This window comes from Epilithonimonas hispanica, from assembly GCF_003385395.1.
Lineage (GTDB): Bacteria > Bacteroidota > Bacteroidia > Flavobacteriales > Weeksellaceae > Epilithonimonas > Epilithonimonas hispanica.
Genome location: NZ_QNUG01000001.1, coordinates 61,234 through 77,971, shown reverse-complemented (window position 1 = coordinate 77,971; position 16,738 = coordinate 61,234). Strand labels below are relative to the sequence as shown.

General features: G+C 35.8%; 17 protein-coding genes. 7 read left to right on the top strand and 10 right to left on the bottom strand.

Features of this window, described 5'->3' with window-relative positions; translation table 11 throughout:
* Positions 1 to 212: 212 nt before the first annotated feature.
* From DRF58_RS18315 to DRF58_RS00360, 3 genes are all read right to left on the bottom strand, one after another.
* Positions 213 to 356 carry a hypothetical protein gene (locus DRF58_RS18315; protein WP_157966689.1) on the bottom strand — a complete coding sequence of 48 codons (144 nt, stop codon included), beginning with the start codon at positions 354 to 356 and terminating at the stop codon, positions 213 to 215.
* A 422-nt stretch (positions 357 to 778) separates the two neighbouring features.
* On the bottom strand, positions 779 to 1,165 hold the full coding sequence (locus DRF58_RS00365) for an HU family DNA-binding protein (protein WP_116031702.1): 387 nt from the start codon (positions 1,163 to 1,165) through the stop codon (positions 779 to 781).
* Between the two features lie 243 nt (positions 1,166 to 1,408).
* Complete coding sequence (locus DRF58_RS00360; RefSeq protein ID WP_116031462.1) at positions 1,409 to 2,188, bottom strand: hypothetical protein; 780 nt, start codon at positions 2,186 to 2,188, stop codon at positions 1,409 to 1,411.
* Positions 2,189 to 2,631: 443 nt separating this feature from the next.
* On the opposite strand from DRF58_RS00360, the gene glgP reads away from it, so the two are divergent.
* A complete protein-coding gene (gene glgP / locus DRF58_RS00350; RefSeq protein WP_116031457.1) occupies positions 2,632 to 4,284 on the top strand; it encodes an alpha-glucan family phosphorylase in 1,653 nt (550 codons plus the stop codon).
* A 114-nt stretch (positions 4,285 to 4,398) separates the two neighbouring features.
* On the opposite strand, the gene aceA is transcribed toward glgP, so the two are convergent.
* Both aceA and aceB read right to left on the bottom strand, forming a co-directional pair.
* Positions 4,399 to 5,679 carry an isocitrate lyase gene (gene aceA, locus DRF58_RS00345; protein ID WP_116031454.1) on the bottom strand — a complete coding sequence of 427 codons (1,281 nt, stop codon included), beginning with the start codon at positions 5,677 to 5,679 and terminating at the stop codon, positions 4,399 to 4,401.
* A 114-nt stretch (positions 5,680 to 5,793) separates the two neighbouring features.
* Positions 5,794 to 7,368, bottom strand: a complete 1,575-nt coding sequence (gene aceB / locus DRF58_RS00340) for a malate synthase A (RefSeq protein WP_116031452.1) — start codon at positions 7,366 to 7,368, stop codon at positions 5,794 to 5,796.
* A 90-nt stretch (positions 7,369 to 7,458) separates the two neighbouring features.
* Between aceB and DRF58_RS00335 the strand changes: the two genes are divergently transcribed.
* Together DRF58_RS00335 and DRF58_RS00330 are read left to right on the top strand one after the other, a co-directional pair.
* Positions 7,459 to 8,970, top strand: a complete 1,512-nt coding sequence (locus tag DRF58_RS00335; protein WP_168926405.1) for a helix-turn-helix domain-containing protein — start codon at positions 7,459 to 7,461, stop codon at positions 8,968 to 8,970.
* A gap of 4 nt (positions 8,971 to 8,974) precedes the next feature.
* Positions 8,975 to 9,631: a ComF family protein gene (locus tag DRF58_RS00330; RefSeq protein ID WP_116031446.1), complete on the top strand. Its 657-nt coding sequence runs from the start codon at positions 8,975 to 8,977 to the stop codon at positions 9,629 to 9,631.
* A 61-nt stretch (positions 9,632 to 9,692) separates the two neighbouring features.
* On the opposite strand, the gene upp is transcribed toward DRF58_RS00330, so the two are convergent.
* Positions 9,693 to 10,343 (bottom strand): uracil phosphoribosyltransferase, encoded by a 651-nt coding sequence (gene upp, locus DRF58_RS00325; protein WP_116031444.1) that lies wholly within the window; start codon positions 10,341 to 10,343, stop codon positions 9,693 to 9,695.
* A gap of 81 nt (positions 10,344 to 10,424) precedes the next feature.
* Entirely contained in the window at positions 10,425 to 11,732 is a 1,308-nt protein-coding gene (gene der / locus DRF58_RS00320) for a ribosome biogenesis GTPase Der (RefSeq protein ID WP_116031441.1), read from the bottom strand.
* A gap of 310 nt (positions 11,733 to 12,042) precedes the next feature.
* Between der and DRF58_RS00310 the strand changes: the two genes are divergently transcribed.
* From DRF58_RS00310 to murA, 4 genes are all read left to right on the top strand, one after another.
* Positions 12,043 to 12,504 (top strand): heme-binding domain-containing protein, encoded by a 462-nt coding sequence (locus DRF58_RS00310; protein WP_116031436.1) that lies wholly within the window; start codon positions 12,043 to 12,045, stop codon positions 12,502 to 12,504.
* Positions 12,501 to 12,926, top strand: a complete 426-nt coding sequence (locus DRF58_RS00305) for a thiol-disulfide oxidoreductase DCC family protein (RefSeq protein ID WP_116031433.1) — start codon at positions 12,501 to 12,503, stop codon at positions 12,924 to 12,926. Before DRF58_RS00310 ends, DRF58_RS00305 begins: the two co-directional genes overlap by 4 nt.
* 117 nt (positions 12,927 to 13,043) lie before the next feature.
* Positions 13,044 to 13,697, top strand: a complete 654-nt coding sequence (locus DRF58_RS00300) for a DUF4290 domain-containing protein (RefSeq protein ID WP_116031430.1) — start codon at positions 13,044 to 13,046, stop codon at positions 13,695 to 13,697.
* Positions 13,697 to 15,010 (top strand): UDP-N-acetylglucosamine 1-carboxyvinyltransferase, encoded by a 1,314-nt coding sequence (gene murA / locus DRF58_RS00295; RefSeq protein ID WP_116031427.1) that lies wholly within the window; start codon positions 13,697 to 13,699, stop codon positions 15,008 to 15,010. The genes DRF58_RS00300 and murA overlap by 1 nt, the downstream gene beginning before the upstream one ends.
* 81 nt (positions 15,011 to 15,091) lie before the next feature.
* On the opposite strand, the gene DRF58_RS00290 is transcribed toward murA, so the two are convergent.
* From DRF58_RS00290 to DRF58_RS00280, 3 genes are all read right to left on the bottom strand, one after another.
* A complete protein-coding gene (locus tag DRF58_RS00290) occupies positions 15,092 to 15,352 on the bottom strand; it encodes an NIL domain-containing protein (RefSeq protein WP_157966688.1) in 261 nt (86 codons plus the stop codon).
* Positions 15,353 to 15,648: 296 nt separating this feature from the next.
* Positions 15,649 to 16,293 (bottom strand): YiiX/YebB-like N1pC/P60 family cysteine hydrolase, encoded by a 645-nt coding sequence (locus tag DRF58_RS00285; RefSeq protein ID WP_245955331.1) that lies wholly within the window; start codon positions 16,291 to 16,293, stop codon positions 15,649 to 15,651.
* The gene (locus DRF58_RS00280) at positions 16,271 to 16,726 is read right to left on the bottom strand and encodes a DUF1801 domain-containing protein (RefSeq protein ID WP_116031419.1); all 456 of its coding nucleotides are present in this window, start codon (positions 16,724 to 16,726) and stop codon (positions 16,271 to 16,273) included. Before DRF58_RS00280 ends, DRF58_RS00285 begins: the two co-directional genes overlap by 23 nt.
* Between the last annotated feature and the right edge of the window lie 12 nt (positions 16,727 to 16,738).

Below are 16,738 nucleotides of genomic sequence, written 5' to 3'. Positions count from 1 at the left end.
GCAGAAAGGCTAAGGCAAAAACATATTTTGTAAAAGAAAATAAAATTTTTTTCATCTGGTCTGTTTTTTTAAAAGGAGAAAAAATGTAGTTGTGTTTCATGTTGTGTTATTGTTTGTAGATTACTTTAGATCTCAATGCTCATTTAGGGATTGATTGCTAAGAAATTCTGGTTAGTTTATATTTTTAGTACAGGTATTTTACAGCTTCCAAGCTACAGAAGCACTTCCATTTGTCCAACTCCATTATAGTATTGTCCCCAAACAGAGACTCCAGTCAGCATAAAAAAAAGTAGAAAAAAAGTCTTGATAGACGTGTAGAGAAAATGCGTTCTCAGAGAGAATAATTTTTTATCCATAGCATTTGTTTTCAATAAGAAGGCAAATATAATAATATAAACAAAACAAACGTATTTTTTTTAAAATGTTAATTTAAGCATGAAAACACTAGCAAAATCATGTTAATTTCAACAAATAAACCCTATTTGTTAAAATTTAATTTTCCTAAATTTTACAATTATTTAACCTTTAGTTAAAAAAAACTACGGTCAACAATAAAAAAGCAAGCTAACCTTCCTTGCACACCTCTAAGAAAAAAGTGTTTTTTTTAACCCTGTCAGTCTGAGCAGAGTTGAACACCTTCATATAAACAAAATTAACATTGTCAGTCTGAGACCTTGTGCAAAAAAAAAAGCAGGCTTACTTTAACTTGAAAGTAAGCCTACTCTTGGGTAATAGTAAGCCTACTCTTGGGCAAGAGTAAGCCTACTTTTTTTAGTCATTAATCCTTCTTCTTGAAAGTGGCTGTAGAAAGGGCATCGCTGATGCGCTTGCCCGGGCGGTAATTGACCTTTGCATTCCTGATCTTAGCGGTGCTAAAATCTTCTTCTTTGTCCACACCTTCGCTAGAAAGACTGGGATAGAAACTGCCGAGCTTATCCAGACGGATGATCTTACCATTCACGATCTGATCCACTATCACGTTTTCTAGCGCAATAATCACCCCGCGGATGTCTGCCTCGGACAGGGCAGAGAATTTCTCGATCTGTTTTACGAGATCATCAATGGTCAATTCTCCATCGGCAGCTACAGCTGCATACCATTTCTTTTGTCCACCACCAGCCACTCCGGGCTGAGATTTTTGTCTTAAATTGTACTTAATAGACATGATAAAATAATTTGTGTTTCTGCGATATTGCATTGTACTGAAAGTACTAAAAAAATCAATACGAAATAGCAGTTTTACAGCTTTACAGTTAAACAGTTTTACAGTTTTACAGTTTTACAGTTTTACAGTTTTACAGTTTTACAGTTAGACAGTTTTACAGTTTTACAGTTTTACAGTTTAACGATTTGACAAAATTCAACCAATCAACCAAACAACTAATTAACTAACCAACTAATCAACCATCTACTTTATCACCATCATCTGGCTATGCAGGTTCTCGATATGCAGGATTTTGGAAAACGGACTGCTGATATTATTCAGCTCTTCCTTGGCGTGGATGTAGGAGTATCGGGATGCGATATTATACATATTAGAAACCAACACCAGCCAGCATTCTTTGGCTTTCTCATTATAAAGCACAAACTTATTATTCTTTTTCTCGATCACTTCTCGGATTTTTTCAGAATGAAGCTCATCAAACAAAGAAAACCGGTATTCTAAAAACAAAAGAACGCCCTTGTTGTGGGGCGTTCTTCTGATATGTTTTACAAATTGAGTATTCTTGTTATTGGTAATAGCAGACGATATCTCCTTTATCAATTGCTCTGGCTGCTGGTAAAAATCCTCCTGGTGATAATCGATGCTAAGATAATAGATTCCGGAAAGACTTTTATATTCAGACAACAACTTCTCTACCGTACGAAAGATATGATTGATATAGCTCTCTTTTTTCTTGAGCTCAAGATGGTTAATCACCTCCGAAACCTCCACACCAATCCTTTTACCTTGATACTTGATGATAAAATCTGGGCTTTCTCCAGTCAAGTTTTCGATTTCAATATCTGGATAATGAGCAAACAAACTGTTCAGTAGCAGCAGTTCTGTTTTTTTTTGATACTCCTCGCGCTCGCAAAGATTAGCCTTACTGATAGCATCATACCATTTAACCAAATCATCGGTTTTGCCGTTTTTGGAAGCAACACAAATATTCAAATTCTTTTCGAGGTCTTCGTTATAAATCATATTGATTGTCTTAGAAATTAAACCTTCCTAAAGTTAATAAATTATTGATTACAAAATACTTATATGAATTAAAATTAATATTATCAGATATCAGTTGCAAGGTGCTTGATGCAGGACACCAATCTATAAATACCTCACAAAAACTCACAAACCAAGAATCCCAAACCCTCCATCCTGCAACCATCAACCCGCAACACCAACACACATACCCCGTAGATAGTCCGTACATACCCCGTAGATAGTCCGTATAATCCCGTATAAAAACATTACGAAATGCGAAGTACGAGATGCAAGACATCAATCTAAGAGCATCCCCACCAAAATCCACAAACCAAGAATCCCACAACTTACATCTCGCAGCCTTAAAACCTGCTACCTGCATCCCATCCCAAAACTATTTATTATATTTGCAACCATATAGACAAGACCTTAAAATTAAACTAATGGATTTTAAAAACTTCAAGATGCCCTACAGCATCAATCCAGATTACACCAAAAAAACCGCTTATTTCTCTATGGAATTTGCAATAGATCAAGCTTTGAAGATCTATAGCGGTGGTTTAGGATTCCTAGCTGGCTCCCACATGAAAAGTGCTTACAACCTAAAACAAGATTTTGTAGGAATCGGAATCTTATGGAAGTATGGCTACTACGACCAAAGTCGCAATATGGATCAAACCCTGAACCCTATCTGGACCAAGAAAATGTACAGCTTTTTGGAAGATACAGGCATCAAATTTCAAATCGAGATTCACAATGCGCCAGTTTGGGTAAAAGTATGGTACCTTAATCCGGAAACCTTCAAGACCTGCCCAATGTTTTTCTTGAGTACAGATGTACCAGAAAACGATCACCTTTCAAAAACCATCACGCACAAGTTATACGACGCCAACGAGTCTACCAAAGTTGCGCAATACATCCTTCTTGGAAAAGGTGGTGCTAAATTACTAGACGAAATCAATCTAGAAAGAGAGGTTTATCACCTGAACGAAGCACACGGTTTGCCAGCGGCTTTCTATCTTTTGAGAAAATACGGCGGTGATCTTGCAAAAGTGAAAGAAAAATTAGTCTTCACCACACACACACCAGAGGAAGCTGGTAACGAGAAGCACGACATACACCTTTGCCACGACATGTCTTATTTCTGCGGACTAACGATTGACGAGGTTAAAAAAATCGAAGGCGTACAGGACGACCGTTTCAACCACTCGCTTTGTGCATTGAGAATGGCAAGAATAGCAAATGGCGTATCACAATTGCACGGCGTGGTTTCTAGAGAAATGTGGAACAAATACCCTGGCATCTGCGAAATCAAATCTATTACCAATGCTCAAGAATTCAAGTATTGGGGAGATAAAGCACTTTACGAACACAAAGAAAACGGTGACAACGAGGAGTTTGATACCAGAAAAGCTTACCTCAAGAAAAGAGCTTTCCGAATTGTTGCCGATCAAACAGGAAAAATCTTCGACAACAAAGTTTTAACTATTGTTTGGGCAAGACGTTTTGCTGGCTACAAGAGAGCAGATCTTCTTTTGGCAGACAAAGAGCGTTTTAGAAAACTTTTGGAAAACAAAGAATATCCGGTACAAATAATCTGGGCAGGAAAACCTTACCCAATGGATTATGGAGCAATTTCTACTTTCAATCATTTGGTAGAAGAAAGCAAGAACTACAAAAATATGGCGGTACTTACTGGTTACGAATTAGCTTTGAGCAAATCTCTAAAACAAGGTTCCGACATCTGGCTAAACAACCCAAGAGTCCCTAGAGAAGCTTCTGGAACCAGCGGAATGACCGCTTCTATGAACGGCTCTGTCAACCTTTCGACAGATGACGGCTGGATCCCTGAATTTGCAAAAAACGGAGTAAACGCTTTTGTAGTTCCACAAGCAGATTACAACAACTGGCCAACCATAGAGCAGGATCAATTTGACCTGGACAACCTTTACGATGTTTTGGAAAACCAAATCATCCCAACTTACTATGAAAAACCAGAAGAATGGCGAAAAATCGTTCATACAGCAATGGATGATGTGAAAATCCAATTCGGAAGTGATAGAATGGCGGATGAATATTACAAATTGCTTTACTAAATTATTAATGATGAATTATTAATTATAAAATTCAAAACCCTGACTTCACAGAAATCAGGGTTTTTTGTTGACCTATTTCGAAAATTCAACAATTATAATATGGATTAATGAGCCTTAATGAAACTGTGCTGTTTCGGTAGAATCTTTCATCGCTACAGTTGCCGATTTTCCGTTGGTAACAATCGTTTGAATCTCATCAAAATATCCTGTCCCAACAAACGACTGATGCTTCACAGCACGGAAACCTCTTTTCTGTAATGCAAATTCTCTTTCCTGCAATTCGGAATAACCTGCCATTCCTCTTTCTTTATAAGCCAATGCCAATTCGAACATTGCTGTATTTAAAGCGTGGAAACCGGCTAATGTGATAAACTGGAATTTGTATCCCATTTTCGCCAACTCCTCACGGAAGTTTTCCATTTCTTCAACGCTCAATTTTGCAGCCCAGTTAAAAGACGGAGAACAGTTATAAGCCAGCATTTTGTTTGGAAACTTAGCGTGAATTCCTTCCGCAAATCGTCTTGCATATTCCAAATCCGGATTTGAAGTTTCCATCCAAATCAAATCCGCATAAGGTGCATATGACAAACCTCTGTCAATCCCTTGTTCTACTCCATTATTCACAACATAAAAACCTTCTGAAGTTCTTTCTCCGGTCACAAATTTTTTATCTCTGTCATCAATATCAGAAGTTAATAAATCCGCCGCATCCGCATCCGTCCTTGCCACAATAACACTTGGAGTTCCACAAACATCCGCAGCCAGCCTTGCTGCAATCAGTTTATTAATCGCTTCCTGAGTCGGAACCAAAACTTTTCCGCCGAGATGTCCGCATTTTTTAGCAGAAGATAATTGATCTTCAAAATGAACGCCTGCAGCACCGGCTTCAATCATTTGTTTCATCAATTCAAAAGCATTCAGATTTCCGCCGAAACCCGCTTCCGCATCAGCAACGATTGGAACCAGATATTCTTTCTCTCCGCCTCCGTTGACGGATTGGATTTGGTCTGCTCTCAGCAACGCATTATTAATTTTCTTAACCACAGACGGAACCGAATTCGCTGGATAAAGAGATTGATCAGGATACATCTCGCCTGAAAGATTCGCATCTGCTGCAACTTGCCAGCCTGACAAATAAATAGCTTCCAATCCTGCATCCACTTCTTGCACCGCTTGATTTCCTGTTAAAGCGCCTAGTCCTGCAACCCAATCTTGATTATTGAGTTTATCCCAAAGTTTTTGAGACATTTCATTCGCAATCGTGTAATCTAATTTGTAAGAACCTCTCAGTTTCAGCACTTCTTCTGCTGTGTAAGGTCTTGTAACGCCTATCCATCTCGGATTCGTCAACCATTCTTTTTCCAAAGCTTGGATTTGTTCTTGTTTTGTTTGCATAATATTTTGTGATTTGGTGTGATTTTATTTTTAGATATAAGATTCCAGACTCAAGATTTAATTATTAAACCTTCAGTCTTTCATCTTTGTTCTTTGTTCTTTATTCTTGTTTCTTTAAATAAATGGATAAGCTTTTAGTGTTAAAAACTCTTCAAACTTATCGCAGAATATCAATTCATTGAAAAGCTCTTTTGCGAGATTGAATTTCCCTTTTGTAAATCGTTCTTCTCCAACATATCTTTTGATTCTGGAAAGCTCTTCTTTTTCCCATTGTAGAACCAATTCTCTTGTCAAAGTTCTTTCATCTTCGAGAACAACATCGTGATGTAGCCACTGCCAAATCTGAGTTCTGGAAATTTCCGCTGTTGCCGCATCTTCCATTAGATTGTAAAGCGCAGCTGCTCCAACGCCCATTAACCAAGATTCGATGTAAAGAATTCCGACATTGATGTTTTTTCTAACGCCTTGTTCCGTGATTGTTCCGGCAGGAACTTCCAGCAATTCTGATTCTTTTATTTTGTGGTCAAACTTTTTATCAATCTGATTTTTCTCCGGCATATATTGGTCAAATATTTCCTTAGCTACAGAAACCAAAGCCGGATGTGCTACCCAAGTTCCGTCGTGACCATTCCGAACTTCTCGTTCTTTATCACTTCTAACTTTTTCAAAAGCCAATTCATTAGCTTCATCATCATTTTTCACAGGAATCTGCGCTGCCATTCCGCCCATTGCGTGGACATTTCTTTTGTGACAAACTTCAATCACTCTTTTAGAATAGGCACTCATAAAAGGTGAAGTCATCGTCACTTGGTCTCTGTCAGGAACTAAAAACTGAGCTTGATTTCTGAATTTCTTGATATAAGAAAATATATAATCCCAACGTCCACAATTGAGTCCGGAACTATGATTTTTCAGTTCGAAAAGAATCTCGTCTAATTGAAAAGAAGCCGTAATCGTTTCTATCAGAACAGTCGCTTTGATTGTACCTTGCGGGATGTCTAGATAATTCTGAGCAAAAATGAAAACATCATTCCACCAACGTGCTTCTTTATAATGTTCTAATTTTGGAAGATAAAAATAAGGCGCGGTTCCTTTTTCAATCAAAGTTTTAGCATTTCTGAAAAAGTAAATCCCAAAATCCATCAAAGAACCCGATGTGTTTTCACCTTCTATTTCAATATTTTTTTCAGATAAATGCAAACCTCTTGGACGAACAAGCAATGTTGCGGTTTCATCATTCAGTTTGTAAGATTTGCCTTGTTCATTAGTAAAATCAATGTTTCTATTAATAGCATCCGTTAAATTGATTTGCCCTTGAATACAGTTTTCCCAAGTCGGAGAACTACTATCTTCAAAGTCTGCCATAAAAGTATTAGCTCCGGAATTAAGCGCATTGATAATCATTTTTCGATCAACCGGGCCTGTGATTTCCACCCTTCTATCCAGCAAATCTTTTGGCGTTTCCGCACAAGTCCATTCACCGTTTCTGATATGAATGGTTTCCGATGGAAAAGATGGCAACTCTCCGGAATCAAATCTCAATTGCGTTTTATTTCTTTCTTCTAACAATTCAATCCGAGTATGATTGAAATTCCTGTGAAGTTTGATTAAAAAATCATTCAATTCATCAGTAAAAACCTCTTGAAACTTGGTATCTGGGGAAATCTTTAAATGGCTCATTGTTTCCATAATTAAAATATTTTGTGATTTGGTTTGACAAATATATAAAAAAGATTTTCACAATTAGCGAACGTTCGCTAAATTTTTACAAAAATTATTATGCGAATAATCGCTTTAATATTTATCTTTGATTCTATGATTGCAGAAAGCGACTATATACGCGTGGTTTTTGGACTAAAACTGAAACAACAGAGACAGAAAAAAAACTGGTCCCTGCAAGACCTTGCAACCAAAACAGGACTTTCCAAATCCTATCTCAACGAAATAGAAAATGGAAAAAAGTATCCGAAACACGACAAAATCATACAGTTATCAGAAGCTTTGCACTGCACTTTTGATGATTTGGTTTCAACTAAATTGGATAAAAGTCTGACACCAATCAATGATGTTTTGCAGTCAGATTTTTTCAAAGAAGTTCCGCTGGATTTGTTTGGGATTAACAAGAACAACCTCATCAGTATCATTAGCGATGCGCCGAAAAAAGTAACGGCTTTTATCAATGCGTTAATTGAAATTTCTCAGAATTACAACCTTGGAAAAGAGCGATTTTATTTTGCAGTGATGCGCTCTTTTCAGGAATTGTATGATAATTATTTTCCGGAAGTTGAGGAAAAAGCAATCCAGTTTGCCAATGAAAATCAACTGGAACTGAATAAAAATCTCAAAACCGAAATTCTTGAAAATTTATTGAAAGAGAAATTCGGATATCATATTCAATCAAAGGATTTTTCGGGAGATTATGCTTTGAACAAACTTCGTTCATTATATATTCCTGAAAAGAAATTATTGCTTTTGAATGAGCGATTAGACATTAATCAAAAAACCTTTATTCTCGCAAAAGAAATCGGATTCAATGTTTTAAAACTGAATCCGAGACCCAATACTTATTCTTGGCTAGATTTTGGAAGTTTTGAAGAAATTCTCAATAATTTTTATGCCTCTTATTTTGCAGGTTGTTTCTTGATTTCAAAAAAAGAGTTGATTGAAAAAACTTCAGATTTCTTTGACCAAAAACAGTGGGAATCTGATAAATTCGAAGCATTAATTAATCATTTCACAGATTCGCCGGAAACATTTTATTACAGATTAACCAATGTTTTAACATCGGAATTCGGAATCAGGGATTTATTTTATTTATGTTTTGTTAAAAAAGATGATTCGGATAAAATTCAGATTTTGAAAGAATTACACCTTAATCATCAGCAAGCACCACATTCCAACGCAACTAACGAGCATTACTGCAGACGTTGGGTGGCCGTAAAAAACCTGCATCACCTCAAGGAAAATGAGACTTTAACCGATGCTCAAATCTCGCATTACAAAGACCAAGGTGTGAGTTATCTCGTGATTTCCACTTCGCAGAAAAATCCTTTTTCTGATGGAAGTAACAGAAGTTATTGTTTGGGAGTCCTGCTCAATAATCAAACGATTAAAAAACTGAATTTCGCTAAATCTTCCGCTTTAAAAACGATTGAAGTTGGCGTGACTTGCGAAAGTTGTAGTATTCAGAATTGCGATGTGCGACAAGCGCCTCCAACTAGACTTGAAAAAGAGCAATTTAATCTCGATATGAAAAAATCGATTGAGAAAATCAGAAAATCATTAATTTAGGACAATGATTTTTGACTTTCTTTTCCCCAATCGTTGTCTGGATTGCAATCAGTTGATTGACAAAAAAGATGTCGTTTGCGAATTGTGTTTGGATAAGGTTAATTTCTCCAATCATCAGTTTTATGAGAATAATTCCTTGACGGAAAAAGTTTCATTATTGATTCCTGTCGAAAACACTTTCTCCTTATTATATTATGAAAAGGAAAGTCTTGCGCAGAGAATTGTTCATCAATTAAAATATAATCACAGAGAAAAAATTGGAAAAGTCTTAGCGAATTGGACCACTGAAAGAATTGATTTTAATAATGAAAAACCTGATTTATTAGTTACTGTTCCGCTTCATTATAAAAAGCTGAAACAACGCGGTTACAATCAACTTCATCTTTTCGGAAATGAATTATCGAAGCATTATAACATTCCTATTAATCACACTTTACTGAAAAGAATCAAGCACTCCCGAGCGCAGGCGAAGAAAAACCAAAGCGAAAGATTGAAAACAAAAAACGCTTACCAATTGACAGAAAACATCAATGATAAGCATATTCTTTTGATTGATGACGTTTACACAACCGGAAACACAATATCGAATATCGCGTGGGAAATCCTCAATAATTCCAAGAATGTAAAAATCAGTATTTTGGTGATGGCGATGGACGTTTGATCAATTATTAATGGTTAATTATTAATGATAAATTCAACAATTAACCATTAACAACTAACAATTATCGTTGAAGTTTTTCTCCGTAAGACAAATCTCCTGCATCACCCAAACCTGGTGTGATATAACCTTTTGAAGTTAAATTCTCATCCAAAGCGCCAATCCAAACTTTCGCATCCGGATAAGCATTCTGAATTGTTTCAACACCTTGTCTGCTTGCAATTGCAGCAACAATATGAATAGAAGTTGGTTTCCCGTTCGTCAACAAATCTTTGATGGCTTCGATTAAAGATGCACCAGTAGCTAACATCGGGTCAGCCACGATTAATGGACGACCGTCTAATTTTGGACAAGTCAAATAATCTTGTTTGATAGAGAAATAATCGTTGGCATCGTGTTTTCTGTAAGCTGCCACGAAACCACAATCTGCTTTATCAAAGTAATTCAAAATCCCTTGAAACAATGGAACTCCAGCTCTTAAAATAGTTGTAATAACGGGCTGCGTTTCAATTTCTTTTACTGTAATTTTATCAAGAGGCGTTGTGATTTCAATCTCTTTTTGGTCGAGCGTTTTACTGATTTCGAAAGCGGCAATCTCCCCGATTCTCTCCATATTTCTACGGAATTTCATTCGGTCTTGCTGTACTTCAACATTTCTTAAATCATTAATCCAAGAATTGACAAGAGAGAAATTATCTGATAATATTGTAAGCATTAGTTATTGTGATTTTTATATATGAATAATTAAAATTAATAAAAAACCCTTTCAGAACCTAAGCTCTGAAAGGGTTGGAAATTATTTTTGTCTGAAATAAACTTCGATTGGAACACCTGTGAATCCAAAGTGTTTTCTCAATTGATTTTCCGTAAAACGCTTGTATGGCTCTTTCACATATTGCGGAAGATTACAGAAAAATACGAATTGCGGCGATGGCGTTGGTAGCTGCACACAATATTTGATTTTCACATATTTCCCTTTGATTGCTGGCGGTGGTAACGCTTCGAAAACAGGAAGCATTACTTCATTCAGTTTAGACGTTTTGATTTTTTTAGCTCTGTCATTATAAACTTCCATTGCAACCTCAACAGCTTTCAGGATTCTTTGTTTAGTCAAAGCAGAAACGAACAAGATTGGAATATCTGTAAACTGTCCGATTTTGCTCTTGATAGCTGCTTCGAAATCACGTGTTGTGTTGGTATCTTTTTCAACCAAATCCCATTTGTTCACCACAATCACGATTCCTTTTCTGTTCTTCTGAGCAAGACCAAAAATGTTCATATCCTGAGATTCCCAACCTAAAGTTGCATCAACCATAATAATCACAACATCAGAAAACTCGATAGAACGAATGGAACGCATCACCGAATAAAATTCCAAATCTTCTGAAACCTTATTTTTCTTACGCATCCCTGCAGTATCCACCAAAACAAACTCGTGTCCGAACTTGTTATATAAAGTCTGAATACTATCTCTCGTTGTTCCTGCAATATCTGTCACGATGTTTCTTTCAACATCAAGAAGCGCATTAGTCAAAGTTGATTTTCCAACATTGGGACGACCTGCAATTGTGATTTTTGGTAAACCTTCGAATGGATCTTTGTAATCTGTTGTCGGGAAATCGTTCACAACATCATCCAACAAATCTCCAGTTCCCGAACCAGTTGCAGAAGATAATGTATAATATTTTTCAATACCTAATTGATAAAACTCTGTCGCAGGAAGTTCTTCCTTTGCAGAATCTACTTTGTTTACCACCAAATAAAGTGGTTTGTTAGCTTTTCTTAAAAGGTTATAAATCTCGTGATCTGTATCTGTAAGACCTTCTTCCACATTCACCATAAAAATGATAGAAGTAGCCTCATCTATTGCTAATTGAACTTGCTTACGAATCTCTTCTTCGAAGATATCCTCTGTTCCTACATCATAACCTCCTGTATCGATTACCGTGAAATCTACACCGTTCCAATCGGACTTCCCGTAATGACGGTCACGCGTTACACCAGCTGTAGAATCTACAATAGCTTCTCTTCTTTCTAATAATCGGTTAAATAATGTGGATTTTCCTACGTTGGGACGTCCAACGATAGCGACAATGTTTGACATAAAATTGTTTAATAATAAGATTATTAATGGGTTACTCTTACTTTAAGAGCCCAAATTTTTTGCAAAGATACGTTTTTTGATTGAGAGTTGTTGGTTGATTGTTGACAGGGGAACTAATTTAAACATTGAATTGCTCACTAGCCCTGATAGTAGCGGCATCCTTTTGTTTCGTTGCGGTGAAAATTTCTACGGATTGCTTCAGTTCGTTCGCAGTGACAGAAAAGATATAGCGAATAGCAGGATAAAGCTCCTAAAAAACATTTATGAAATTTGGAAAGCTTTTTGTAATTATCAATTCAAAATCTGAACTATGAAAAAAATATTAATTGTGCTGCTTGTTGCATTCATCATCATCCAATTTTTTCCGATTGATAAAACAAATCCTGCGACTAACGACGGAATGGACTTTCTGAAAATCAAAAACACACCTGAACCAATTGCGAACATAATCAAAAATTCTTGTTATGATTGTCATTCCAATGAAACTGAATATCCGTTTTACAGTAATATTCAGCCTGTTGCTTGGTTGTTGAAAAATCATATTGATGAGGGTAGAAAAGAACTTAATTTTTCTACATTTGCAACTTACGAACCGAAAAGACAGGCTCATAAACTGGAGGAAGCGACGGAATATGTGGAGCAAAAGAAAATGCCTTTAGAAAGCTATATACTGGGACATCAGGATGCGAAACTGACCGATGAACAAAGAAAACAATTGGCTGACTATTTCAGAAAGGTTCAAAAAGAAATAGACACTTCGAATACATTATGACAACAGAAATCTCAGTAAACCTTAAAGATAAATTCATTGTTTTTTATGATGGCGAATGTGGATTTTGTAATCATTGGGTGCAGTGGATTTTGGAGCGAGATAAAAAGGATAAGTTTTTGTTTTCTTCTCTTCAATCTGAATTTGGGCAGAAATTTTTGAATGATAGAAATCTCCCGAATGAAGTTTTTGACACGCTTTATCTTTGGAAACCTGAGAATTTTTATTTATCTAAATATCAAGCTATTTTGAAAATCGCTACAGAAGTTGGCGGAATCTATTCTTTGGCTTCGGTTGGAAAAATTCTTCCAGATTTTGTTGGAAATCAGTTTTATAATTTAGTTTCTCGAAATCGAAAGAAATTGGCTGAGAACCAATGTTTTCTTCCGAATGCTGCACAGAGGAAAAAATTTATTGAAAAATAAATTTAATACAAAAAAGGCTTCGAAAGCCTCAGCCTGACAATACAAATTAAAGAAAAAACAATCCCTAGATTTTGAATTTTAAAGTTTGAACTCGAAATGTTTTATATTTGCAACATTATGGATTATAATACCGAAAGACCGCAATTACTAATGCCCGAATATGGGCGCAATATACAACAGCTGGTAGAGCATTGCAAAACCCTTGAATCTAAGGAAGAACGCAATGAAATGGCAGTTGGAATCATCGAGTTTATGGGACAAAGAAATCCACATCTGCGCGATGAAGAAAATTACAAACACAAACTTTGGGATCATCTTTTTATTTTAGCTAATCATGAGCTGGATGTAGATTCTCCATATCCAATTCTTACAGCAGAAGATCTGATCACAAAACCTAGAAAAATGGATTATCCGTCTTTGGACAATGCCTATAAATTCTATGGAAAAAGCATCCTACAATTGATTGAAAAAGCTATTGCTCTGGAAGAAGGTAAAGAAAAAGAAGCCTTAATCCAAGTGATTGCTAACAATATGAAAAAGTCCTACAATGTTTATAATAAAGAACATGTTCAGGATGATGTTATTTTCCGCCATTTGAAAGAACTTTCTGATAATCGTTTGGATCTTACAGGAATTGACTCTCTTGATAAAAGCAAAATCTATTATGCCAATAATAGAAATAACAACAATAGGAATCAAAATAACAATAATAGAAACCAAAATAACAATAGAAAAAACAACTTCCAAAACCATAAAAATAAAAGAAGATAATGAGTGGAGCTTTCGAAATAAGAGGAGGAAAAAGATTAAGTGGTGAGATTACGCCACAAGGTGCTAAGAATGAAGCTTTGCAGATTCTTTGTGCTGTTTTGTTGACCGAAGAAGAGGTAAGAATTACCAATATCCCTGACATCAAGGATGTTAATAAGCTAATTGAGATTCTTCAGGATTTCAATGTTAAGGTTACCAAAAACGGAAAAGGCGATTATACCTTTAAAGCAGACGAAGTTAACTTCGATTATATTAAATCTAAGGAATTCAAAAAAGACGGTGCAAAACTGAGAGGTTCTGTAATGATTTTGGGTCCAATGTTAGCGAGATTTGGTGAAGCTTATTTACCAACGCCAGGTGGAGATAAAATCGGAAGAAGACGATTGGATACGCATTTCCAAGGCTTTGTTGAACTAGGCGCAGAGTTTTCTTATGACGAGGAAGAAGCATTCTACTCTTTAACCGCAAAAGAACTGAATGGAAAATTCATTCTATTAGAAGAAGCTTCTGTAACAGGAACGGCAAACATCGTAATGGCTGCCGTTTTGGCAAAAGGAAAAACACGAATCTACAATGCAGCGTGCGAACCTTACCTACAGCAATTATGTAAAATGCTGAACAGAATGGGCGCTAACATTACAGGAATTGGTTCTAATTTATTATCAATCGAAGGTGTTGACAAATTACACGGAACAGAGCATACAATGCTTCCTGATATGGTAGAAATTGGTTCTTGGATTGGATTGGCAGCAATGACAAAATCTGAAATCACCATCAAAAACGTTAACTGGAATCAGCTTGGTGTTATTCCAAATACTTTCAGAAAATTAGGAATTGAATTAGAGCAGAGAGGTGATGATATCTATATCCCTTCTCAGGAAAATTATAAAGTTCAGAAATTCATTGATGGTTCTATCCTGACAGTTTCAGATGCACCTTGGCCAGGATTTACGCCAGATTTGTTATCAATTATATTAGTTGTAGCAACTCAAGCAAAAGGTTCTGTTTTAATTCATCAGAAGATGTTCGAAAGCAGATTATTCTTCGTTGATAAATTAATTGATATGGGTGCACAAATTATTCTTTGTGATCCACACAGAGCAACAGTTATCGGAATGAATCAAGAAACGCCTTTGAGAGGAACAACAATGGTTTCACCAGACATCAGAGCTGGAAATGCACTTCTAATCGCAGCACTTTCTGCAGAAGGAAAATCTGTCATTCAAAACATTGAACAAATCGATCGTGGTTACGAAAACATCGACGAAAGATTGAGAGCTATTGGCGCTGATATCAGAAGAATTGATTCTTAGTAAATCTCGGTTACAAATAAAAAAGGAAGCTCTTAAGAAGCTTCCTTTTTTTGTAGAACATCTATTCTACTGCTTAGTAATCTATATTCCCCCAAGATATTTTTCTATCTTATTGATTTGGTCTTGCGTGATATTCAGTAGCAGTTTTACGTTTCCGAAATTGCTCCCATTCAGATATTCGATATTGGCATTCACAATTTTGTAACTTACATTATAATGATTGTAAATCGTATAAAGTAAGATATCGAATCTGATTTTCCCATTCAGTTCTATTTCAAGGATTATTTCTCTCGTAGTTTTCGGAAGAAAATTGTTACCGGTAGTTTCTTGTTTGTAAATCATAGTCATATTTTATTTGGATTTTTACAGGTATTTTTAAGTATAAAAAAAGCCTCATCGGTAAGATGAAGCTTAATATCATAGCCTTCTCACCGCACTCTTCAGTTCGTATTACACATCATTGCCATCTGTGAGAAAATCTGTTTCATTGTTTTATAATTACAATGCAAATATAGAAATTATTCAATTCCCACCAAATAAGTATGAATTAAATTTACACAAATTCATTATTTGTTAACATTGAATTATGAAGTTTGACTTTATTTAAGATTGAAAGAAAACTCAAAACAAAAGAAAAACTACTCTATTTCACCTACTTTGAATAATTTCTCCGAAGCTGCCAATCCATTAGGGTTACAACCAGGTTCATCTTCAGGAACTTTCAGGTTTTTGTCTTGATAAAATTTCTCCCAGAACGCATTGGTTTTTCCAGTTTTTGGGTCAACAAAAGTCATTGGCTCTAATGTGAAAATCTGATTCTCCCGAAAAGCTCTTTCAACAAAATCTGAACAATAATATGATTGTTCATCTAAAATATAATTGAAATTATATGGTTTTCCAACCAAGGTTTCTGCCTTGGAAACAGAATTTGGAATGGAAGATTGATATTCTGATTTTAAACGATAAACATCAATTTTTTGTCCGGATTTGGTTTGTTCTTTTAGAAAAGAATTAAGTTTTTGTTTCTGAGAACCTCCTTTTGGCGAAGCGTGAAGAACATAAAGATGATGTTCCTCTTTTTTCACAATCCCAATATGGTCATAAGAAGTTTTTTTCTCTGTCTGCGTCACATTATTAATCGCTCCGGACAGTCCAGATTCTACAGCAGGAACGAAAAGTAAATCACCATTTTCCAAAATCGAAGTATTATAAGTTTTGCAACTTGTTAAAAAAAACAGCGCAAAAATAAGATAAACCGGATTACTTTTTATAATTCTTCTCATAAATTGCAATCCATTCATCCACAGTAATCTTCGTACAAAGTTCGCCCATCAATTCATAAGGAATATCCTCCACTTTTTTGAATCGGATACAAGATTTTCCCATATCCAATTTCTTTTTGGAATGTTTCGGGAACTCTTCTACAAACCAGTCCAGAATTTTTGGTTCAGCATAAATCCCCATATGGTAAAATGCCACAAAATTCTTCTGAGAAGCAACACTAATAAAAGGAAGCGGTGTGTTTTTCGCGCAATGATAACCTGCAGGATAAGTTTCCAAAGGCACGCACCAAGTGACCATTCCGTATTGCATATTTTGTACAAAACCTTTTGGGAGATTACTATCAACGGTTTCCAATAACTTTCTAAATGGTTCTCTTCTCTCTTCCGGAATTTGAGAAATATATTCTTCTATGGTATCAACAAAAATCTGCATTTGAGGATTTAT